Below are 20,668 nucleotides of genomic sequence, written 5' to 3' on the forward strand. Positions count from 1 at the left end.
AACCCGGAAGCTAAGACTCTCAGCGCCGATGGTACTGCAGGGGGGACCCTGTGGGAGAGTAGGACACCGCCGGACTTAACTTAGAAACACCAGAAGTACACAAAATGGCCACCTAACAGGTGGCCATTTTGCGTTAAGCCGTAGGCTTGACGAGTCTGCCTTCGAGGCAACCAATTACACAGGAGACACAGTGAGCCCTTTAGGAACTAACGGTAATGACGCACGCGACGGCGGACGCCCGCCCGGGGCTCGCGGCAATAACGGCGCCGGCGGCTATCAGGGCCGCTCCGATCGTCCCCAGCGCGACGGTGAGCGTCCTCCTTATAAGGGCAACTCCGACCGCCCTCAGCGTGACGGCGAGCGTCCCCCTTACCGAGGTACCAATGACCGTTCGCAGGGTAGCGAGCGTGCACCGTACCGCGGGAACAATGACCGTCCCCAGGGCGACCGCCCCCAGTATGGTGACCGTCCCGCTTATCGTGGCAACACCGACCGCCCGCAGAGCGGCGAGCGTGCGCCGTACCGCGGGAACAGTGAGCGCCCGCAGGGCGATCGTCCCCAGTACCGTGCCAACAGCGATCGTCCTCAGCGCGACGGCGATCGTCCCCCGTACCGCGGCAACAACGAGCGCCCGCAGAGTGGCGAGCGAGCCCCGTACCGTGGCAATTCCGAGCGTCCGCAGCGTGACGGTGAGCGTCCTCCCTATCGCGGCAATTCCGATCGTCCTCAGGGCGAGCGTGCTCCGTACCGTGGTAATTCCGATCGTCCGCAGTCGGGGGAGCGTGCTCCGTACCGCGGTAACTCCGAGCGTCCCCAGGGCGACCGCGCTCCTTACCGTGGTAATTCCGATCGTCCGCAGTCGGGCGAGCGTGCCCCGTACCGTGGCAACTCCGATCGTCCCCAGCGTGACGGTGAGCGTCCTCCGTACCGCGGTAATTCCGAGCGTCCGCAGCGTGACGGTGAGCGTCCTCCCTACCGCGGTAATTCCGAGCGTCCGCAGCGTGACGGTGAGCGTCCTCCCTATCGCGGCAATTCCGATCGTCCGCAGTCCGGCGAGCGTGCCCCGTACCGTGGCAACTCTGATCGTCCGCAGTCCGGCGAGCGTGCCCCGTACCGTGGCAACTCTGATCGTCCCCAGACCGGTGAGCGCAAGCCGTGGTCGAAGGACGCGCCCCGCACCGACCGTCCGCAGCGCGACGGCGACCGTCCCGCGTACCGCGGCAACTCCGACCGTCCCCAGACCGGTGAGCGCAAGCCGTGGTCCAAGGACGCACCGCGCACCGAGCGTCCGCAGTCCGGCGGCGACCGCAAGCCGTGGGCTAACGCGACCCAGCGCGGCGGTTCGGCGACCCGCGCCGGAGCACCGCGCGGTGACGCCGGCAAGAAGCTCTGGACCCGCGACGGCGCCCCCGCCCGCGGCGACCGTGACGCCCGCGCCGTCGAAGAGGAAATGACCGAAGAGCAGCGGATGCAGCGCGAGCTGCGTTCGGTGCGCCCGCGCCACGACGACCCCGAGCTCCCCGACGACATCTCGTCGGCCGACCTCGACCGTCTCGCGCGGAACGAACTCAAGACCCTGACCAAGGACAACGCCGAGGCCGTCGGCGCCCACCTCGCCATGGCGGCCCGCGTCATCGACGAGGACCCCGAGCTTGCCCACCGGCACGTGATGAGCGCCGCCCGCCGGGCCGGCCGCATCGCGGTCGTACGGGAGAGCCTCGCGATCACCGCGTACGCCACGGGCGACTTCGCCCTGGCGCTGCGCGAACTGCGCACCTACCGCCGTATCTCCGGGTCCAACTCGCAGCTGCCGCTCATGGTCGACAGCGAACGCGGCGTCGGTCGCCCCGACCGCGCCCTCGAGCTGGGCCGTTCCGTCGACCGCTCGACCCTGCCCGCCGGCGTCCAGGTCGCCCTCGCGATCGCGATGTCTGGTGCCCGTCTCGACCTCGGCGAAACCGAAGCCGCACTGGCCGAGCTCGACATCCCGCAGCTCGACCCGAAGACCGCGTTCTCCTACAGTGCCGAGCTGTTCTCCGCCTACGCCGAGGTGCTCGAAGAACTCGGCCGTGTCGACGAGGCCGCGCAGTGGAACGAACGCGCCGACCGTGCCGACGCCGCGCAGGCATCCGCTGCCGACATCGACGAGACCATCGAGATCCTCGAGATCGACGAAGAGGACGATGACGACGAGTACTTCGACGTTGATGACTCCGATGACTCCGATGACTCCGACGACGAAGACGAAGACGGTGACGAGTCCGCCGGTGAGCCCACTTCTGAGCCCGACGAGTCTGACGACGACGATGATTCTGACGAGGTCGACGAGATCGAGGTCGCCGACGAGGTTATTGATGTGGTGCTGACGGACTCCGGAGTGGACCCGGCGAGGGGAACCGACGAGGAGTCCGATGCTCAGGCGCCGACGCATGAGTGACACGGCGACGCCGCTCACCGGCGTCGACGTGGTGCTCGCTGACCTCGACGGCGTCGTGTACCAGGGACCGCACGCGATCCCGTTCGCGATCGAAAGCCTGAACACGGCCGCGGAGACCGTGCGGGTCGGCTACCTCACCAACAACGCCTCCCGCACCGACCAGACCGTCGCCGACCACCTCACCGAGCTCGGGCTGCACGCCCGCGCCGAGGACATCGTGACCTCTCCGCAGGCCGCCGTCCGGCTGCTCGCCCAGGAGGTGCCCGCCGGCGCGCGCATCCTCGTCATCGGAGGAGCCGGCCTCGTGAAGGAGGTCGAGAAGGGTGGATTCGAGATCACCCGCTCGGCCGACGACCACCCCGCAGCCGTGATCCAGGGCTTCACGCCCGAACTCGGCTGGAAGGACCTCGCCGAAGCCGCCTTTGCCCTGCATCCGAACGAAGACGGCGTCGAGATCCCCTGGGTCGCGACGAACACCGACTGGACGATCCCCGTCGCCCGCGGCATCGCGCCCGGCAACGGCACCCTCGTCGCCGCCGTGCACAGTGCGGTCGGTCGGCTCCCGATCGTGGCCGGCAAGCCCGAGGTCGCGATCTTCGACGAGGCCATGAGCCGCTTCCAGGCGAAAAACGCGCTCTTCATCGGCGACCGGCTCGACACCGACATCCTCGGCGCAAACCGGGCCGGCATTCCCGCGGTGCTCGTGCTCACCGGCATCGACAAGGCCAAGCAGGCCCTCGCCGCCGCCGAGAACGAGCGCCCCCGCTACATCCTCGACGACCTGCGCCAGCTGCACGAGCCCTACCCGGAGACCGTGTTCTCCAAGGACCGCGCCACCGCGACCGTCGCCGGCGCGAGCGTGCGCATCAGCGGCGCCGACGTCGAGATCGTCGCAGAGGGCGATGGCGGGATCAACCTGCTCCGTGCCGCGTGCGCCGTGATCTGGGCGTCCGGCCGGCCGATCTATGGGCTGAATGTTCCGGAGCGACTGTATCTCAGACGGTAACGTGGAGAGGGTGCAGCAGAACCCAGCGGACATCCCCCAGGGCGGCAGCCCCGACAATGTGGCCATCGCGGACGAACTCCTGTCCCGGCTCGGAGACATCGGCGACCTCCCCCTCGAAGACCGCGCGGCGGCCTACGCGCAGCTGCACGACGAGCTGCGGACGCACCTCGAGGGCGGCGACAGTGAACTCCGGCCCTGAGTCGAACGCGGACGCCGGGGCGGACTCCGCGTCCGAGGCTGAGGCTGTTTCCGAGCGTTCGCCTGACCAGCGCCTCGACACGGCCCTCGCCGACCGTGGGCTCGTGCGTTCGCGCACGGTAGCGGCCCAGGTGATCGCCGGAGGCCTCGTGACCGTCGACGGCCACCCCGTCGTCAAGGCGTCCACCAAGGTGAGCGCCGACCAGGTGCTCGCAGTGGCACCGACCGACCACTACGTCAGCCGTGGCGCCCATAAACTCATCGCCGCGCTCGACGCCTTCGAGATTCCCGTCGCGGGTCGCACCGTGCTCGACGCCGGCGCCTCGACGGGCGGCTTCAGCCAGGTGCTCCTCGAACGCGGCGCCGGGCAGGTGCTCGCCGTCGACGTCGGTCACGGCCAGCTCGCCCCCGAGCTCGCCCACGAACCCCGCCTCGCGGTCGTCGAAGGGTTCAACCTGCGCTACGCGACCCCGGAAACGCTCGCCGCGGCATCCGGCGTCGCCACCCGCCCCGACCTCGTCGTCGGCGACCTGTCCTTCATCTCCCTCCCGACCGTGCTGCCGGCCCTCGTGGCAACAGCAGCGGAAGGCGCCGATTTCGTGCTGCTGATCAAGCCGCAGTTCGAGGTCGGCAAGGAAAGCATCCGCGAGGGTGTCGTGCACCGGCCGGCCCTGCGCGCCGACGCGATCGCCGGCGTGCTCTGGGCGGGCTGGGACCTCGGCCTCCGCACAAACGGCCTGATCGCATCGCCGATCGTGGGAGCTGCGGGCAATCACGAGTATCTGTGCTGGATGAGCGCCCGCGTGGGCAGCAATCCGACAGAATGGATCGACCGCACAACGGCACTGGTAGGAGCGTGACGAGATGACTGCATCACCCCGGCACATCCTTGTCGTCGCGCACACCGGGCGAAAGGACTCGCTCCAGGCTGCCGTGACCGTCTGCCAACAGCTCCTCGCCGCCGACGCGACCCCCGTGCTCGCACCGACCGAACTCACCGATATCCTCGCCTACTGCCCCGAGCTCGACGGCCGACTCGCCATCCTCGGCGAGACCGTGCAGGCGACGGAGCTCGAGCTCGTCATCGTCCTCGGCGGGGACGGCACCATCCTGCGCGCCGCCGAGGTCGTGCGCGGCTGCTCGGCGCCCCTGCTCGGCATCAACCTCGGTCACGTCGGCTTCCTCGCCGAGAGCGAACGCGACGACCTCGGCGAAGCCGTGCGCCGCGCCCTGCTCCGCGACTACCTCGTCGAAGAACGCATGGCCCTCGCCGTCCGGGTCAAACTCGGCGACGAGGTCATCTACGAGACCTGGGCGCTCAACGAGGCCACGGTCGAAAAGGCGAGCCGCGAGCGGATGCTCGAAGTCGTCGTCGAGGTCGACGGCCGGCCGCTATCCTCCTTCGGCTGCGACGGCATCGTGATGTCCACCCCGACCGGATCGACCGCGTACGCCTTCTCGGCGGGCGGCCCGATCGTCTGGCCGAGCCTCGACGCGCTCCTGCTCGTGCCGCTCAGCGCCCACGCGCTCTTCTCCCGCCCGCTCGTCGTCGGGCCTGACTCGTCGCTCGCCGTCGAGGTGCTCGCGCACTACGGCGGGGCCGCCGTGCTCTGCGCCGACGGCCGCCGGGTGCACGACCTGCCCGCCGGATCCCGCGTGATTGTGCGCCGCTCCCCGGTGCCGGTGCGCCTCGCCCGCCTGCACAGCGGCCCGTTCACCGACCGCCTGGTGAACAAGTTCAACCTGCCCGTCACGGGCTGGCGCGGACCGGTCGGACGTGAGTGAGCGCCGCGTGAGCGAGACCCGTGAAGTTCGTATGACCGCATCGCAGGTGACGAGGCCCGTCGCGGGGGAGGCCCGCTCGTGATCGAGGAACTCGTCATCCGCGACCTCGGCGTGATCAAGGAGGCCACCCTCCCGCTCGGTCCCGGCTTCACCGCCGTCACCGGCGAGACCGGCGCGGGCAAGACCATGGTCGTCACCGCGCTCGGGTTGCTGCTCGGCGCCCGCGCAGACCCCGGCCTCGTGCGCCACGGCGCGCAACAGACCTGGGTCGAGGGCCGCTGGCAGGTCGACGCCGATGGCACCGTCGCCGGCCGCGTCCGCGACGCCGGGGGCGACCTCGACGGTCCGGAGCTCATCCTCAGCCGTTCGGTCTCGGCGGAGGGCCGCAGTCGCGCCATCGTCGGCGGCCGCAGCGCTCCCGCGAGCGTGCTCGGCGACCTCGGCGGCGACCTCGTCGTCGTGCACGGACAGTCCGACCAGGTCCGGCTCCGTTCCGCCGGCGCCCAGCGCGCCGCCCTCGACCGCTTCGCCGGCCCCGAACTCGGCCCGGTGCTCGCCGACTTCGAGACGCACTACCACCGCTGGCAGGACGACCGCGCCGAACTCGCCCGCCTCGTCACCGAACAGGACGAGCGCACGAGCGAGGCCGCCGACCTCCGCGCCGCCATCGACGAGATCGAGGCGATCGCCCCGCAGCCCGGCGAAGACGACGAGCTCGCCGCCCGCGCCGAACGCCTCGGAAACCTCGAGGAACTCCGGGTCGCCGCGGCCCAGTCCCGCGAACTCCTCTCCGCGGAAGAGAACCCCGACGGGCTGCCGGACGCCGTCACCCTGCTCGACGCCGCCCGCCGGCAACTCGAGCGCGCCGGCGACCACGACCCCGCCCTGTCCGAGCTCGCCCAGAGCCTCGCGAACGCGGGCTTCCTCGTGGCGGATGTCGCCGCTCAGCTCTCGAGCTACCTCGCCGGCCTCGACGCCGACGGTGCCCGGGAGCTTGAGATCGTGCAGGAGCGCCGGGCCGTGCTGACCGGCCTCGCCCGCAAGTACGCCGGCGGCCTCGACGAGGCGATCGCCTTCCTCGACACCGGCAGCGCCCGCCTGCTCGAACTCGACGGGGACACCGACCGGATCGAGCAGCTCCGCGCCGACACCGAAGCGGAGCTGCTCGTGGTCGCGGCGCTCGCGGACCGGCTCACCGGCATCCGCACCACGGCGGCCGCAGCCCTCGGCACCGCCGTCACCGATGAACTCAGTGCGCTCGCGATGCCCGACGCCGCCCTCGTCGTGGAGGTCGACAGCGGGGGAGAGCTCACCGCTCACGGCCGCGACCAGGTCGGCATCCTGTTGCGCCCGCACGCGGGCGCCGAACCGCGCACCCTCGCCCGGGGCGCCTCCGGCGGCGAACTGTCCCGGGTGATGCTCGCCATCGAAGTCGTGATCAACGCGACAGACCCGGTGGCGACCTTCGTGTTCGACGAGGTCGACGCCGGAATGGGCGGCGCGGCCGCGATCGAGATCGGCCGACGGCTCGCCCGGCTTGCCGAGACCGCCCAGGTCATCGTGGTGACCCACCTCGCCCAGGTCGCGGCCTTCGCGGGCAACCACCTGAGCGTCGTCAAGGACAGCGACGGCTCGGTCACCGAGTCGAGTGTGCGCCAGCTGACCGGCGACGATCGCGCCGCCGAAATGGCCCGGCTGCTCTCCGGCTTGCCCGACTCCGTGAGCGGGCTCGAACACGCCCGCGAACTGATGAACCTCGCGAGTGCTGGCGGATCCACGAAGATCCGATGATAGAGTCGAAGCCCGTGGTGGAAAATAGAAACGCGGACAATTCAGACGGCACAACCAAGCACATCTTTGTGACTGGTGGTGTCGTTTCTTCATTAGGCAAGGGCCTGACGGCGGCAAGCCTCGGCAATCTCCTGACGGCCAGCGGCTTACGCGTCGTCATGCAGAAGCTCGACCCCTACCTCAACGTGGACCCGGGAACGATGAACCCGTTCCAGCACGGTGAGGTCTTCGTCACGGACGACGGCGCGGAGACCGATCTCGACATCGGCCACTACGAACGCTTCCTCGACATCAACCTCAACCAGGCCGCGAACGTCACCACAGGCCAGGTCTACTCGCAGGTCATCGCCAAGGAACGCCGCGGCGAGTACCTCGGCGACACCGTGCAGGTCATCCCGCACATCACCGACGAGATCAAGCGCCGGATGCGCCTCCAGGCCGACGACACGCTGCGCCCCGACGTGATCATCTCCGAGATCGGCGGCACCGTCGGCGACATCGAGTCCCAGCCGTTCCTCGAGGCCGCCCGCCAGGTGCGCCACGAACTCGGTCGCCAGAACGTGTTCTTCGTGCACGTCTCCCTCGTGCCCTTCCTCGGTGCGGCCGGCGAGCAGAAGACCAAGCCCACCCAGCACTCCGTCGCCGCGCTCCGCTCGATCGGTATCCAGCCCGACGCGCTCGTGCTGCGCAGCGACCGCCCTGTCTCCGATGCGAACAAGCGCAAGATCGCGCTCATGTGCGACGTCGACGAAGACGCCGTGGTCAACTGCGTCGACGTGCCCAGCATCTACGAGATCCCCGCCGTGTTGCACGAGCAGGGCCTCGACAAGTACATCACCGACCACCTCGGCCTGCCCGTCACGAGCGTCGACTGGACCGGCTGGCAGAAGGTGCTCGACGCCGTGCGCGAGCCCAAGCACGAGGTCACGATCGGCCTCGTCGGCAAGTACATCGACCTGCCCGACGCGTACCTCTCCGTCACCGAGGCCCTCCGCGCCGGCGGCTTCGCCCACAAGACCAAGGTCCACGTCCGCTGGATCGCCTCCGACGAGTGCGAGACCGAGGAAGGCGCCACCCGCCTGCTCGGCGACCTCGACGGCATCTGCGTCCCCGGCGGGTTCGGCGTGCGCGGCATCGAGGGCAAGCTCGGCGCTCTCCGCTTCGCCCGCGAGAACGGCATCCCCGTGCTCGGCCTCTGCCTTGGCCTGCAGTGCATGGTCATCGAATACGCCCGCAACAAGGCCGGCCTCACCGGGGCGTCCTCCTCCGAGTTCGACCCGGACACCGAGTTCCCCGTGATCGCGACCATGGAAGAGCAGGTCGAGATCATCGCAGGCGGCGACCTCGGCGGCACCATGCGCCTCGGCCTGTACCCGGCCGACCTCGCCGCGGGCTCTCTCGTCGCCGAGCTCTACGGGGCCCCCGCGGCCTCCGAACGCCACCGTCACCGCTACGAGGTCAACAACGCATTCCGCGAACAGATCGCGGATGCCGGCATGTGGTTCTCCGGAACCTCTCCCGACGGCCACCTGGTCGAATACGTCGAGCTGCCGCGTGCCGAGCACCCGTTCTACGTCGGCACCCAGGCGCACCCGGAGCTCCGCTCGCGCCCGAGCCATGCGCATCCGCTCTTCCGCGGCCTGATCGGCGCCGCACTCGACCGCCAGCAGGCCAGCCGCCTGTTCGAGGTCAACGAAGGCAACGACACCGGCGACGACACCGTCGACATTGCTGCCGTCGTCGGCGTCGAGGCCTGAAGCGTGGCTGAGCTCCTCGAGGACGAGGCCGCCTCCGCGGTGGTCTCCGAGTCGGACGTGGTCTTCACCGGCCACGTCTGGGACATCCGCAAGGACACCTTCCGCTACGGCGACTCCGACATCGTGCGGGACTACGTCGACCACACCGGCGCCGTCGCCATCTTCGCCCTCGACGACGACGACCGGGTGCTGCTGATCAAGCAGTACCGGCACCCCGTCGGCATGCGCGAGTGGGAACTGCCCGCCGGCCTCCTCGACGAGGCCAATGAGCATCCGGTCGAGGCGGCCAAGCGCGAACTGGCCGAGGAAACCGACCACGTCGCCGCCGAGTGGAACGTGCTGAGCGAGTTCTACACCTCGCCGGGCGGCAGCAACGAGGCCCTGCGGGTGTACCTCGCCCGCGGCCTCACCGCCGCGCCCGAGGTCTTCAACCGCACCGAAGAGGAAGCCGACATGGAGATCCGTTGGGTCCCCTTCGCCGACTGCCTCGACGCCGTGCTCGCCCGCCGCGTGCAGAACCCCGCGCTCGTGATCTCGGTGCTGGCCGCGTTCGCCGCGAAGGAACGCAACTGGAGCAGCCTCGGCGCCGCCGACCTGCCCTGGCCGCGGCACCCGAACAATTGGACCCACACCGGCCGATGACCGTCGCGGCGGCGGTCGAAGCGTTCCTGCGGCACGTGGCGATCGAGCGCGGGCTCAGCGCGAACACCGTCGCCGCCTATCGGCGCGACCTCGTGGTCTACGCCGGCTGGCTCGAGGCCGAGCGCCTCACCGAACCCGGGCAGGTCACCGCGTTGCACGTCTCCGCGTTCGTGCGGCACCTCGCGACCCGCGCCGAGTCGCCGCTCACGGCGGCGTCGATCGCCCGGATGCTGTCGACCGTGCGCGGGCTGCACAGGTTCCTGCTCGAGGAATCCCTCGTCGGCGCGGACGTCGCCCACGACGTGAAACCGCCGAAGCTCGCGACCCGGCTGCCCAAGGCGATCAGCATCGAACAGGTGACCCTGCTGCTCGCGGCGACCGACGGCGAAGAGGTGCACCAGCTGCGCGACAAGGCGCTCCTCGAACTGCTCTACGCGACCGGGGCGCGCATCTCCGAGGCCGTCGACCTCAATGTCGACGACGTGCTCGACCTCGACGTCGTGCGGCTCACCGGCAAGGGCGACAAGCAACGCCTGGTTCCGGTCGGCAGCTTCGCCCGTGCGGCCGTTGAGGCCTACCTGGTGCGGGGGAGGCCCCTGCTCTCCGCCCGCGGCCCCGCGACCCCGGCGCTCTTCCTCGGCCTGCGCGGCCGGCGTCTCGGCCGGCAGAACGCCTGGCTGCTGATCCGGGCCGCCGCCGAGCGGGCCGGCCTCGAGGGCCACGTCTCGCCGCACACGCTCCGGCACTCCTTCGCGACGCACCTCCTGGCCGGCGGCGCCGACGTGCGCGTCGTGCAGGAACTCCTCGGCCACTCCTCCGTCGCGACGACCCAGCTGTACACCCTCGTCACGGCGGACACCCTCCGCGACATGTACACGACCGCACACCCGCGCGCCCGTTGAGCCTTCTGAATACTCTGGATGCGGGGCATCCGCTTCACCCGGCGGATGCGGAACCGCGGCTTCCCGGCGATCCTTGCGGAAGGGTGCCGATCGGCTCGCTACACTCGACACAGTGATGGGTGCAGGACGGAACGAGGACACCGGAGTGAAGCGCGAAAAAGCTGACCGGACACTACTCCCCGGATTCGAGGACGTGGTCGTCGGTGCGACCGGACGGCCGAAACACGAATTCGACGAACCCGCGGCGCTGAATAGCCACGGCCCCGCGCGCATCATCTCGCTCTGCAACCAGAAGGGCGGCGTCGGCAAGACGACGACGACCATCAACCTGGGTGCCGCACTCGCCGGCTACGGCCGCCGCGTGCTCGCAATCGACTTCGACCCCCAGGGCGCTCTGTCCGCGGGACTCGGCATCCCCACGCACGACCTGCCGACGGTCTACGACCTGCTGCTGGGTAACAAGTACACCCCGGCCGAGGTCATCCAGAAGACCGCTGTCGAGAACCTCGACATCATGCCCGCGAACATCGACCTCTCCGCCGCGGAGGTGCACCTCGTCAACGAGGTCGCCCGCGAGCAGATCCTGTCCCGGGTGCTCCGCAAGGTGTCCGCAGACTACGACGTCATCCTGATCGACTGCCAGCCCTCGCTCGGCATCCTCACCGTCAACGCCCTGACCGCAAGCCACGGCGTGCTCATCCCGCTCGAGTGCGAATTCTTCGCCCTGCGCGGCGTCGCCCTCCTGATCGAGACCATCGACAAGGTGCGCGACCGGCTCAATCCTGCGATCGAACTCGACGGCATCCTCGCGACCATGTTCGACTCGCGCACACTGCACTCGCGCGAGGTCCTCGAGCGCGTCGTCGACGCCTTCGGCGACAGTGTGCTCGAAACCGTCATCGGCCGCACCGTCAAGTTCCCGGACGCGAGCGTTGCCGGGGTGCCGATCACTGAGTTCGCGCCGGAACACGCGGCGGCCAAGGCCTACCGCCAGGCGGCGCGGGAACTGATCCAGCGTGGCGCTGTCGCCTGACACCGTCCCTTCGCGGACATTCTCGGTCGCCCTGGGCAACTTCGAGGGCCCGTTCGACCTGCTGCTCTCCCTGATCGGCAAGCACGAACTCGACATCACCGAGGTGTCGCTCAGCCGGGTCACCGACGAGTTCATCGCGCACCTCAAGGGGCTCGACCAGGCCGAAGAACTCGACCAGGCGAGCGAATTCCTCGTCGTCGCCGCGACCCTGCTCGACCTCAAGGTTGCCGGGCTCCTGCCCCAGGGCGAACTCGTCGACGCCGAAGATGCCGCCCTGCTCGAGGCCAGGGACCTGCTCTTCGCCCGCCTGCTGCAGTACCGCGCGTTCAAGACCGCCTCCGCCTGGTTCCTCGGCCGGATCGAGGTCGAATCCGCCCGCCACGTGAGGTCCGTGCGCCTCGAAGACAAGTTCCGGCAGCAGACCCCTGAGCTCGTCTGGACGCTCTCCCTCGCCGACTTCGCCGCGCTCGCCCGGGTGGCGCTCACCCCGCGGGAGGTACCCACCGTGGGATTGGACCACCTCCACGCGCCGCTGGTCAGCATTCGTGAGCAGGCTGCCTGGCTCGTCGGGATGCTGCGCTCGGGCGACACCCTCACCTTCCGTGAGCTCATCGCCGACGTGGAACTGACCGGCGTGATCATCGCCCGGTTCCTCGCCGTGCTCGAGCTCTACCGGCGCGGCTTCCTCTCCTTCGACCAGCTCGAACCCCTCGGCGACCTGAGCCTGCACTGGAGTGCCGCGGCGTCCCCGGACGACGCCTGGTCGGACGACACCCTCGCGAACCTCGGAGCGGACTATGACAACTGACACCCTGGCCGGGCCCGGCGCGACCGGCACGCCCGGCACGACCCGGACGGCCCGCACGCCCGCAGCCGGCGCACCCGGCAGCGCACTCGCCGCAGAGGCCGCAGCCCTCGACCGCTCCCTCGAGGCGATCCTGATGGTCGCCGACGAGCCGCAGAGCCTGCTGCACCTCGGGAGCGCGCTCCGCCGGCCGCTGAGCGACGTGCGCCGCGCGATCGCCCGGCTCGTCGCCGACTTCGATGGCCAGGCCGGCACCGTGCGCCGCGGCTTCGAGCTGCGCGAGGTCGCCGGCGGATGGCGCATCTACGTGCGCCCGGAACACGACGCCGCCGTCGCCGACTTCGTACTCACCCAGAACCCGAGCAAACTGTCCCAGGCCGCCCTCGAGACCCTCGCCGTGATCGCATATAAGCAACCGATCAGCCGCGGGGCGGTAGCCTCAATCAGGGCCGTTAACGTGGACTCGGTCGTACGCACCCTCGTGGGGCGCGGCCTGATCACCGAGGTCTTCACCGATAGTGAGACCGGTGCGATCAACTACGGCACCACGGACTTGCTGCTCACACAGCTGGGAATCAACTCGCTCGACGAGTTGCCCTTCTTATCGCCCCTGCTCTCAGACGGCGCAAATGGATTTGAGGATTCACCATGACGATCGACCCCCAGGGCACGCCCACCAACCCGGAAGCCGCCGCAGACGGCGTGCGCCTGCAGAAAGTGATGGCCTCGGCCGGGGTCGCCTCCCGCCGGGTCTCCGAAGACCTCATCGCCGCGGGCCGGGTGCGCGTGAACGGCAAGGTCGTCACCGAACTCGGGCGCCGCATCCACCCCGACCACGACCAGATCATGGTCGACAACGTCGCCATCCAGCTCGACACCAGCCGCCGCTACGTGATGCTCAACAAGCCCGTCGGCGTCGTCTCCTCGATGCAGGACGAGAGCGGCCGCCCCGACCTGCGCGAATTCACCGAGCAGTTCGAGGAGCGCCTCTTCAACGTCGGCCGCCTCGACGCCATGACGAGCGGCCTGCTCATCCTGACCAACGACGGCGATCTCGCCCACATCCTCGCGCACCCCTCCTTCGGCGTGATGAAGACCTACATCGCCAAGGTCGAAGGCCGGGTCACCGCGCAGACCATCCAGCTGCTGCAGACGGGCATCGAGCTCGACGACGGCCCGATCAACGCCGACAAGGCTCGCATCCTGACGAGCCCTCCCGGCGACGGCTTCAGCCTCGTCGAACTCACCCTGCACTCCGGGCGCAACCGCATCGTGCGCCGCATGATGGAGGCCGTCGGCCACCCCGTCGTCGACCTCGTGCGCCGCCAGTTCGGACCCCTCCACCTCGGCACCCTGCGGGCCGGTGACCTGCGCGACTTGACTAAGGTTGAACTCGGTCAGCTGCTCACGATTTCGCGGGCGGACACCGAATACTAGAGGCACAACACGCACGAAGTCAGGAGACACCCGTGGTCGAAAGTCGCCTGATCGGGCCCGTGCGCGTCGTCGGCACCGGGCTGCTCGGCACGAGCATCGGCCTCGGCCTCCGCGCGCGCGGCATCGAGGTCATCCTCGCCGACGCCTCTCCGACGAACCTCAGCATCGCGATCGACTACGGCGCCGGCCGGGCCGCCCTGACCGGCGACCGGCCTCAGCTCATCGTCGTGTGCGTGCCGCCGGACGTGACCGCCGAGATCGTCGCCCGCGAACTCGAAGCCTTCCCCGACGCTATCGTGACGGATGTCGCGAGCGTCAAGCTCGCCCCCCTCGCCGAACTGCGCGCGCGCGGCGCCGATATCTCCCGCTACATCGGCTCGCACCCGCTTGCCGGCCGCGAACGCGGGGGACCCCTCGCCGGACGCGCCGACCTCTTCCTCGGCCGGCCCTGGGTCGTCGCCGCCCACGAGGGCATCAGCTACCAGCAGGCCACCGCGATCGACGACCTCATCCTCGACCTCGGCGCGACCCTCGTGGAGATGAGCCCGGAGGACCACGACCGCGGCGTCGCCCTCGTCTCCCACGTGCCCCAGGTCGTCTCGACCCTGATGGCCCGGCGTCTCACGGACGCGCCAGCCGCGTCCCTCAACCTCGCCGGCCAGGGCCTCCGCGACGTGACCCGCGTCGCCGCGAGCGACCCCGAACTCTGGGTGCAGATCCTCGGCGCGAACGCGGCCCCGGTGCGTGAGATCCTCACCGCCTACCGCGACGACCTCGACCGCTTCATCACCGCCCTCGGCGACCCGGCGGCCCCCGGCGCCCGCCGCCGCGTCGCCGAGGAACTCGCCGGCGGCAACGCCGGCGTCTCCCGGCTGCCCGGCAAGCACGGCCACGACCGCCGCTTCGTCTCCCTGACCGTGATGGTCGACGACACGCCCGGCCAGATCGCCCGGCTCCTCAACGAGATCGGCGCCCTCGGCGTCAACGTCGAAGACCTCCGGCTCGAGCACTCACCCGGCGCGGAACTCGGCCTCGCCGAGATCTCCGTGCTCCCTGAGGCCGTCACCCGCCTCACCGAAGAGCTGGCCGCACGCGGCTGGCGGATTGCCGGCTAGCACATGACTGATTCCACGCATCCGCTCGTCGTCGCCATCGACGGCCCGGCCGGCAGCGGCAAGTCGAGCGTCAGCCGCGCCGTCGCCCGCCGCCTCGGCTACGGCTACCTCGACACCGGCGCCGCCTACCGGGCCCTCGCCTGGTACGTACGGGACCGCGCCATCGACTCCGCAGACACGGATGCCGTCATCGCCGCCCTGCCCGCCTTCGACTACGCGATCGGCACAGACCCCGACGACCCGGCCGTGAGTGTGGGTGCGGACGACGTCACCGAGGCCATCCGGGAGCCCGCCGTTTCGGCGATCGTGAGCGCCGTCGCCCGCATCCCCGCCGTGCGCGCCCACCTCACCGCGCTGTTTCGCAGCATCGCAGCGGGCGTCGACCGGCCCGGAATCGTGGTCGAAGGACGGGACATCACGACCGTCGTCGCACCGGAGGCGGAGGTCCGGATCCTGCTCACGGCATCCGAACAAGCTAGAATGGCTAGGCGCTCTGCGGAAATATCGACTCAATCGGCTCAAACCGTGGCAGATCAGTTGCGATCGAGGGATCGCGCCGACTCACAGGTCGTCGAATTCATGAGCGCCGCAGACGGTGTGAACACCGTCGACTCCACCCATCTCGACTTCGAACAGACCATTGGCGCGGTCATCGAGGTCATCAACACACGTACCGCGAGGACCTCGCATGACTAACGAATACGACGAAAACCTTCCCGATCTCGACCCCGACCTCGGGGCAAGACTGGACGACATCGACGACGACCTGGCGACACAGCGCGCCGCCGCCCTCCGCACCGGGCTCAACGACTACGACCTCGACGACGAGGACTTCGACGTCCTCGACTCGGTGACGGATGACCCCGACGCGATCACCTACCTCCCGGCCCTGCCGGTCATCGCCATCGTCGGCCGCCCGAACGTCGGCAAGTCGGCGCTCGTCAACCGCATCCTCGGTCGCCGTGAGGCCGTCGTGGAGAACACCCCCGGCGTCACCCGCGACCGCGTCACCTACAAGGGCGAATGGCACGAACGCAAGTTCAGCATCGTTGACACCGGCGGCTGGGAGCCCGACGCCAAGGGCATCGACGCCTCCGTCGCCATGCAGGCCGAACTCGCCATCGAGCTGTGCGACGTCGTCATGTTCGTCGTCGACTCCAACGTGGGCCCGACATCGACCGATGAAGCCGTCGTGCGCCTGCTCCGCAAGGCGGGAAAGCCGGTGTTCCTCGTCGCCAACAAGGTCGACGACGTGCGCCAGGAACCCGAATCCGCGAACCTCTGGTCGCTCGGCCTCGGCCAGCCGTGGCCCGTCTCGGCCCTGCACGGCCGCGGCGTCGCCGACCTGCTCGACGCCATTCTCGAGAAGCTTCCCGAGATCTCCGCCGTCGCCAAGCAGGAAGTCGGCGGCCCCCGCCGCGTCGCCATCCTCGGCCGCCCGAACGTCGGCAAGTCCAGCCTCCTGAACAAGGTCGTCGGCGAAGAGCGCGTTGTCGTCAACGAGCTCGCCGGCACCACCCGTGACCCGGTCGACGAGCAGGTCGAGCTCGGCGGCAAGGTCTGGCGCTTCGTCGACACCGCCGGCATCCGCCGTCGCGTGCACCTCTCCCAGGGTGCCGACTTCTACGCCTCGCTCCGCACGAGCGCCGCGCTCGAAAAGGCCGAGGTCGCCGTCGTGCTCATCGACGTGACCGAGGTCATCTCCGAGCAGGACGTGCGCGTCATCGACCTCGTCCTCGAATCCGGCCGCGCCCTCGTGCTCGCCTTCAACAAGTGGGACCAGATCGACGACGACCGTCGCCGCTACCTCGAGCGCGAGATCGAGCTCGACCTCGCCCACGTGGCGTGGGCCCCCCGCGTGAACATCTCGGCGAAGACCGGCCGCCACATGGAGAAGCTCGTCCCCGCCCTCGAGGTCGCCCTCGAGTCGTGGGACACCCGCGTCGCCACCGGCAAGTTCAACGCCTTCCTCGCCGAGCTCGCCGCCGAGCACCCGCACCCCGTGCGCAGCGGCAAGCAGCCGCGCATCCTGTTCGGCACCCAGGCCTCGAGCCGCCCGCCGACCTTCGTCATCTTCACCACCGGGTTCCTCGACCCGGGCTACCGTCGCTTCATCCAGCGTCGCCTCCGCGAGGTCTACGGCTTCGAGGGCAGCCCGATCAACATCAGCATGCGCGTCCGCGAGAAGCGCAAGCGCTAAGCAGTCGTTCCACGCTCGACCAGACGAATGCGTCGCCTTCCCCCTGCGGGGAGGCGGCGCATCCGTCGTTTAAAGGCCTGTGGCGTTGGTGCCGGGTCGAGGGCCGTGTACGGATGCGCCGCCGCCCCGAACCGGGGACTGTCGCGCACCGGCGCTCTCCTCTACATTCGGGCTAGCGCTCCAGCGGCGCCACAGGTGTCAGATCCCCGCCCGAATCGGGGATTTCGTCACCCGCCATACGTGCCGGATCCCCGCCCGAATCGGGGATTTCGTCATTCAAGCCTTACCCGAGGATTCTCCATGCATACGAAGTTCCCTGCTTCGCTGACCCGAAAACGTGCCGCACCGCCCGACATCCGGGCATCGGGCCGAAGCGCGCCCAAGATCGTCTGTGGTCGCGCCGCCATCTTCGCTGTGGTGGTCGGCTGGGCTGCCCTGCTCGTCGTCGTGCTCCTCCGGCAGACGGGCTTCGACGGCGCCCCCTGGCCGGTCCTCGACCGCGCGCTGTCCCTGGTCGGTTGGACCGTGGGGGCGATCGCACTCCTCTGCTACCTCGCCGCACGCCAGGGCGCCCTGATCCGGCTGAGCGAGCACGTGCGGGTTCCGCGAAGGGTACTGGAACGGCATTTCACCGCCCGCCAGGGCGCCCTGACCGTGCTCGTCGCCGCCGGCGACGGCGCCGGCGCCCGCACGGGGTCGCACGCCCTGCGGGCCTCCCTCTGGTCTGCCGCCCTGCAGGAATACCCCACCCTCCGGGTCGTTCTCCTTCTCGACGCCCGCGCAGAGCCGAGCGCTCAGGCCGAGGCCCTCCAGATCGTGCGCCGGCTCACCGATGCCCTGGCCGAACCGCGCGCCCGGTTCGAAGATGCGCTGTTCGTGCTCGAGCTCGAACTCGCCGGTCACCACGACCTGTCCGACCAGCCCGAGGTGACCGAGGATCTCATTGACGCCCTCGCCGCCGACTATCGCTGGGCTGTCGCCTGGCTGGCCCGGCAGCGCCTCGCAGAGGCCGTCACGGACCGGTCGAGCGCCGTCTTCGTCACACACACCCTGGGCGGCCCTGCCACCGCCTTCGCCCGCATCGCCGAGGACCTCGACCGCGCCATCTCCGAGCACATCCCGCAGACCGCCGAGCGGATGCTGCGCCTCCAGCGCCGCCTCGCCTGGACGTTCTCCGCCGAACTGGAGATCTTCGACGGCAGCCTCGCCGGCTACGTGGACCAGATCGAGGCCGCCAGCGTCGGAGATATCGCCGAGACGGACTACCTGCTCACCCTCGGGCCGGATGCACAGCTCCTCAGTGACTACTGCCTGCGGTCGATCTACTTCCTCGACGAACCGGACCACAGCGGCGTCGCCGTCTTCCAGACCCCGTCGTTCCCGCAGGGCGGCCCGCGCACCGGGCGTTTCTTCCCGGGGCTCCGCGGCCTCCTGCACCACAGCGCTTCCCGGTATGGGGCCTCCTTTTGGGTCGGGTCGACCGCGCTCATCCGGGCAAGCGCCCTCGGCGATTTCCGTGCCGGTCAGCCCGGGGGAGTGGCGGGAGTGGCGGGCGTGCCCGCCGGAGCGGATGCGCCCCGCGGCATCGCCTTGCCGGCACGCGTCGGGTCGGGGCCTGACTCACTTCCCGTACCCGGCTCGGTCTCCGCGGTGGGCCTGGGCGTGCGCGGCTGGACTCTCGCGAATTTCCCGGAGCGCCTCAGCTTCGGCCCCGCGGCGCTGGGTTTCGGTTCGGTCATCGTGCAGCACCGCCGCCCGCTCCTCGGTGATGCCGTTCTCTTGCCCCGAATCTGGCGGCAGCTGCGCCGCGAGTTCGGGGCCGGACGGTCCGCTGGCGGGAGCGGTCGCTCGCCCCGGTGGACGCCGCGCTGAGGGACGGGCGTCGCCGGGCATCCGGTGTGCACACAAGAGGTCGCCGGAGGCGGTAAGCTTTCTAAGTTGTCTCCTGCAGAACGCGCTTCTCGAAGTGTGTTGGCGGAGGGTGACGGGCTGTAGCGCAGCTTGGTAGCGCACCTGACTGGGGGTCAGGGGGTCGCAGGTTCAAATCCTGTCAGCCCGACATTTTGCCCCGGAATCACGCGGAAGTAGCGTGGTCCGGGGCTTTGTCATTTCCCCCGCAGTCATGATCTAGTCATGATGACTGGCCTCCTTCACCCTGCGAGCTGAAGAATCTGAAGTTATTTGAGAAGCCGCGATGTTGACTGGATCATCGACGATTGTCGAGTGGTTGTGAGTATGGCGAAGGACGACATCCAAAAGCAGCGAGGTCGCTGCCAGCGACTTCGTAGATATGCCGTGAAGTGGCGGCGTCTTCCGGCGCGTGGCATGCAAAGCGTGACACCACGCAGAACGCACTGTACGGAATGATGGGCAGGAAGCAAACGGACTGCCAGGTCGTCGTCAATGAAGACGCACGGGCACACGAAGTGATCGCATTGTTGACGGGAGTCGTTGGGTGAAAGGTAATCCGGTCGTCATCTTGGTTGTGATCCGCTTCGGCTTGCTTGTGGGCGCGGTCGCCACGTTCATTCTTGGCATGTCGTTACCTCGCGCGGTGGGCGATCCACTGGTCATTGCCTCGTTCATTTTGGCTGGGTTGTACTTCTGCTTCTGGTTTCGCGTGCGATGGCTGATCAAGAACTACGTGAAGAAGATTGCTGCGGACCAGCAAAAGGGAGCCGCGGATGGGACTGAAGATCAGTCGTTGGGCACCTAAGTTTTTGCTCGCGCCTGGCCCTGGTCAGTAGGAGGTTCTGAAGCGCGTAAGGCGGCGGCACGAGCGAGTTCCACAGCGTCCGACACCACATCGAGGCGATCGGGCCATAGGTGCGCGTACACGTCGAGAGTCTCCGTGGCGCGTGCGTGGCCGAGCTGCAGCTGGACGACCTTCACATCGGCCCCGCTCGCGATCGTCATCGACGCGGCTGCGTGGCGGAGATCGTGCGGGGTCGGCTTCTTGGAAGCCAGTCCAGCCAAGGTGACGGCTTTGGCCCAGACCCGGCCTCGCCAGTTCGACTCGTGGATGTCGCCCCCTCGGGCTGCACGGAAGACGAATGCGTCAGGCGGCTGGCCGTCGACCGGTGGCCGCAGTTCGGCGACCAGGAACCCGGGCAGGGACACCGTGCGCGCCTTGCCTGATTTCGGGGTGCCGAGGTAGCGAGTTGCACCCTGAGACCAGGTGGCGCCGCACCGGTATCGATAGGGCGTTCTGATACTCGCTAGCCAGGAGAATTTGCATCTGAGTGAGATGGCCCCTGAAGTGGTGCATTGTGCAAGAGCGCCGTTCGAAGGGGGTTCGATAGTCTCGGGAGTAATGGTTTCGCGGGGGCAGCGGCGGGCTCTGACAAACCGTATTAGTTGGCGCGTTACAAGATCGGGAGATGGTTTGACCGGTGATAACGAAAGAAGCAATGCACGAGGAGAATAAGTCACTGCGAACTGCGGACGGACAGAGACGTCCAGAGTTTGGCATGCGCGGACTTGTGTTAACGCCGACCGAAAACAGGGCCAGAAACGCCAACTGAAAATAGGGCCACCAACCATTATGGAAGGTGATCAAA

At 69.0% G+C, this 20,668-nt stretch carries 20 protein-coding genes and 1 tRNA gene; 19 read left to right on the forward strand and 2 right to left on the reverse strand.

The features are described from left to right. Positions 1-199 precede the first annotated feature (199 nt). Positions 200-1,504 (reverse strand): hypothetical protein, encoded by a 1,305-nt coding sequence (locus QN350_RS14695; protein ID WP_322139446.1) that lies wholly within the window; start codon positions 1,502-1,504, stop codon positions 200-202. Between QN350_RS14695 and QN350_RS14700 the strand changes: the two genes are divergently transcribed. From QN350_RS14700 to QN350_RS14790, 19 genes are all read left to right on the forward strand, one after another. Beyond that, positions 1,451-2,437 (forward strand): hypothetical protein, encoded by a 987-nt coding sequence (locus QN350_RS14700; RefSeq protein ID WP_322139447.1) that lies wholly within the window; start codon positions 1,451-1,453, stop codon positions 2,435-2,437. The two genes, QN350_RS14695 and QN350_RS14700, sit on opposite strands and share 54 nt — an antisense overlap. Then, complete coding sequence (locus tag QN350_RS14705; RefSeq protein ID WP_416173029.1) at positions 2,430-3,443, forward strand: HAD-IIA family hydrolase; 1,014 nt, start codon at positions 2,430-2,432, stop codon at positions 3,441-3,443. The genes QN350_RS14700 and QN350_RS14705 overlap by 8 nt, the downstream gene beginning before the upstream one ends. A 10-nt stretch (positions 3,444-3,453) precedes the next feature. Then, positions 3,454-3,642, forward strand: a complete 189-nt coding sequence (locus QN350_RS14710) for a hypothetical protein (RefSeq protein WP_281536212.1) — start codon at positions 3,454-3,456, stop codon at positions 3,640-3,642. Then, positions 3,626-4,501 (forward strand): TlyA family RNA methyltransferase, encoded by an 876-nt coding sequence (locus QN350_RS14715; RefSeq protein WP_322139449.1) that lies wholly within the window; start codon positions 3,626-3,628, stop codon positions 4,499-4,501. The genes QN350_RS14710 and QN350_RS14715 overlap by 17 nt, the downstream gene beginning before the upstream one ends. A gap of 4 nt (positions 4,502-4,505) precedes the next feature. Then, positions 4,506-5,426, forward strand: coding sequence for an NAD kinase (locus tag QN350_RS14720; protein WP_322139450.1), 921 nt, complete (start codon positions 4,506-4,508; stop codon positions 5,424-5,426). 78 nt (positions 5,427-5,504) lie between these two features. After that, entirely contained in the window at positions 5,505-7,217 is a 1,713-nt protein-coding gene (gene recN, locus QN350_RS14725) for a DNA repair protein RecN (RefSeq protein WP_323516852.1), read from the forward strand. Next, entirely contained in the window at positions 7,214-8,974 is a 1,761-nt protein-coding gene (locus QN350_RS14730) for a CTP synthase (protein ID WP_322139452.1), read from the forward strand. The genes recN and QN350_RS14730 overlap by 4 nt, the downstream gene beginning before the upstream one ends. Positions 8,975-8,977: 3 nt before the next feature. Then, complete coding sequence (locus tag QN350_RS14735; RefSeq protein ID WP_322139453.1) at positions 8,978-9,616, forward strand: NUDIX hydrolase; 639 nt, start codon at positions 8,978-8,980, stop codon at positions 9,614-9,616. Then, positions 9,613-10,518, forward strand: a complete 906-nt coding sequence (gene xerD, locus QN350_RS14740; RefSeq protein WP_322139454.1) for a site-specific tyrosine recombinase XerD — start codon at positions 9,613-9,615, stop codon at positions 10,516-10,518. The genes QN350_RS14735 and xerD overlap by 4 nt, the downstream gene beginning before the upstream one ends. 115 nt (positions 10,519-10,633) lie before the next feature. Next, positions 10,634-11,551: a ParA family protein gene (locus QN350_RS14745; protein WP_322140404.1), complete on the forward strand. Its 918-nt coding sequence runs from the start codon at positions 10,634-10,636 to the stop codon at positions 11,549-11,551. Then, a complete protein-coding gene (locus QN350_RS14750) occupies positions 11,535-12,359 on the forward strand; it encodes a ScpA family protein (RefSeq protein WP_322139455.1) in 825 nt (274 codons plus the stop codon). The genes QN350_RS14745 and QN350_RS14750 overlap by 17 nt, the downstream gene beginning before the upstream one ends. Next, positions 12,349-13,008, forward strand: a complete 660-nt coding sequence (gene scpB / locus QN350_RS14755) for an SMC-Scp complex subunit ScpB (RefSeq protein WP_322139456.1) — start codon at positions 12,349-12,351, stop codon at positions 13,006-13,008. Before QN350_RS14750 ends, scpB begins: the two co-directional genes overlap by 11 nt. Next, entirely contained in the window at positions 13,005-13,793 is a 789-nt protein-coding gene (locus QN350_RS14760) for a pseudouridine synthase (RefSeq protein ID WP_134450161.1), read from the forward strand. The genes scpB and QN350_RS14760 overlap by 4 nt, the downstream gene beginning before the upstream one ends. A gap of 32 nt (positions 13,794-13,825) precedes the next feature. Further along, positions 13,826-14,908 carry a prephenate dehydrogenase gene (locus QN350_RS14765; RefSeq protein ID WP_322139457.1) on the forward strand — a complete coding sequence of 361 codons (1,083 nt, stop codon included), beginning with the start codon at positions 13,826-13,828 and terminating at the stop codon, positions 14,906-14,908. Positions 14,909-14,911: 3 nt separating this feature from the next. Beyond that, positions 14,912-15,604: a (d)CMP kinase gene (cmk, locus tag QN350_RS14770; RefSeq protein WP_322139458.1), complete on the forward strand. Its 693-nt coding sequence runs from the start codon at positions 14,912-14,914 to the stop codon at positions 15,602-15,604. Continuing rightward, positions 15,597-17,108: a ribosome biogenesis GTPase Der gene (gene der / locus QN350_RS14775; protein WP_322139459.1), complete on the forward strand. Its 1,512-nt coding sequence runs from the start codon at positions 15,597-15,599 to the stop codon at positions 17,106-17,108. Before cmk ends, der begins: the two co-directional genes overlap by 8 nt. A gap of 300 nt (positions 17,109-17,408) precedes the next feature. Next, positions 17,409-18,980, forward strand: coding sequence for a hypothetical protein (locus tag QN350_RS14780; RefSeq protein WP_322139460.1), 1,572 nt, complete (start codon positions 17,409-17,411; stop codon positions 18,978-18,980). Positions 18,981-19,093: 113 nt separating this feature from the next. After that, positions 19,094-19,167: transfer RNA gene (locus tag QN350_RS14785), tRNA-Pro, on the forward strand. 396 nt (positions 19,168-19,563) lie between these two features. After that, the gene (locus QN350_RS14790) at positions 19,564-19,824 is read left to right on the forward strand and encodes a hypothetical protein (protein WP_323503504.1); all 261 of its coding nucleotides are present in this window, start codon (positions 19,564-19,566) and stop codon (positions 19,822-19,824) included. On the opposite strand, the gene QN350_RS14795 is transcribed toward QN350_RS14790, so the two are convergent. Further along, positions 19,821-20,651 carry a tyrosine-type recombinase/integrase gene (locus tag QN350_RS14795; RefSeq protein WP_323516864.1) on the reverse strand — a complete coding sequence of 277 codons (831 nt, stop codon included), beginning with the start codon at positions 20,649-20,651 and terminating at the stop codon, positions 19,821-19,823. The two genes, QN350_RS14790 and QN350_RS14795, sit on opposite strands and share 4 nt — an antisense overlap. Between the last annotated feature and the right edge of the window lie 17 nt (positions 20,652-20,668).

It is taken from the genome of Cryobacterium sp. 10I5, assembly GCF_035019865.1.
Lineage (GTDB): Bacteria > Actinomycetota > Actinomycetes > Actinomycetales > Microbacteriaceae > Cryobacterium > Cryobacterium breve_A.

Excerpts from the sequence above, each read along its gene's own strand:
- QN350_RS14700 (WP_322139447.1), top strand. The coding sequence starts at position 1,451 with ATGACCGAAGAGCAGCGGATGCAGCGCGAGCTGCGTTCGGTGCGCCCG.
- QN350_RS14705 (WP_416173029.1), top strand. The coding sequence starts at position 2,430 with ATGAGTGACACGGCGACGCCGCTCACCGGCGTCGACGTGGTGCTCGCT.
- QN350_RS14720 (WP_322139450.1), top strand. The coding sequence starts at position 4,506 with ATGACTGCATCACCCCGGCACATCCTTGTCGTCGCGCACACCGGGCGA.
- QN350_RS14730 (WP_322139452.1), top strand. The coding sequence starts at position 7,214 with ATGATAGAGTCGAAGCCCGTGGTGGAAAATAGAAACGCGGACAATTCA.
- xerD (WP_322139454.1), top strand. The coding sequence starts at position 9,613 with ATGACCGTCGCGGCGGCGGTCGAAGCGTTCCTGCGGCACGTGGCGATC.
- QN350_RS14745 (WP_322140404.1), top strand. The coding sequence starts at position 10,634 with ATGGGTGCAGGACGGAACGAGGACACCGGAGTGAAGCGCGAAAAAGCT.
- scpB (WP_322139456.1), top strand. The coding sequence starts at position 12,349 with ATGACAACTGACACCCTGGCCGGGCCCGGCGCGACCGGCACGCCCGGC.
- QN350_RS14760 (WP_134450161.1), top strand. The coding sequence starts at position 13,005 with ATGACGATCGACCCCCAGGGCACGCCCACCAACCCGGAAGCCGCCGCA.
- cmk (WP_322139458.1), top strand. The coding sequence starts at position 14,912 with ATGACTGATTCCACGCATCCGCTCGTCGTCGCCATCGACGGCCCGGCC.
- der (WP_322139459.1), top strand. The coding sequence starts at position 15,597 with ATGACTAACGAATACGACGAAAACCTTCCCGATCTCGACCCCGACCTC.
- QN350_RS14780 (WP_322139460.1), top strand. The coding sequence starts at position 17,409 with ATGCATACGAAGTTCCCTGCTTCGCTGACCCGAAAACGTGCCGCACCG.
- QN350_RS14795 (WP_323516864.1), bottom strand. The coding sequence starts at position 20,651 with ATGGTTGGTGGCCCTATTTTCAGTTGGCGTTTCTGGCCCTGTTTTCGG.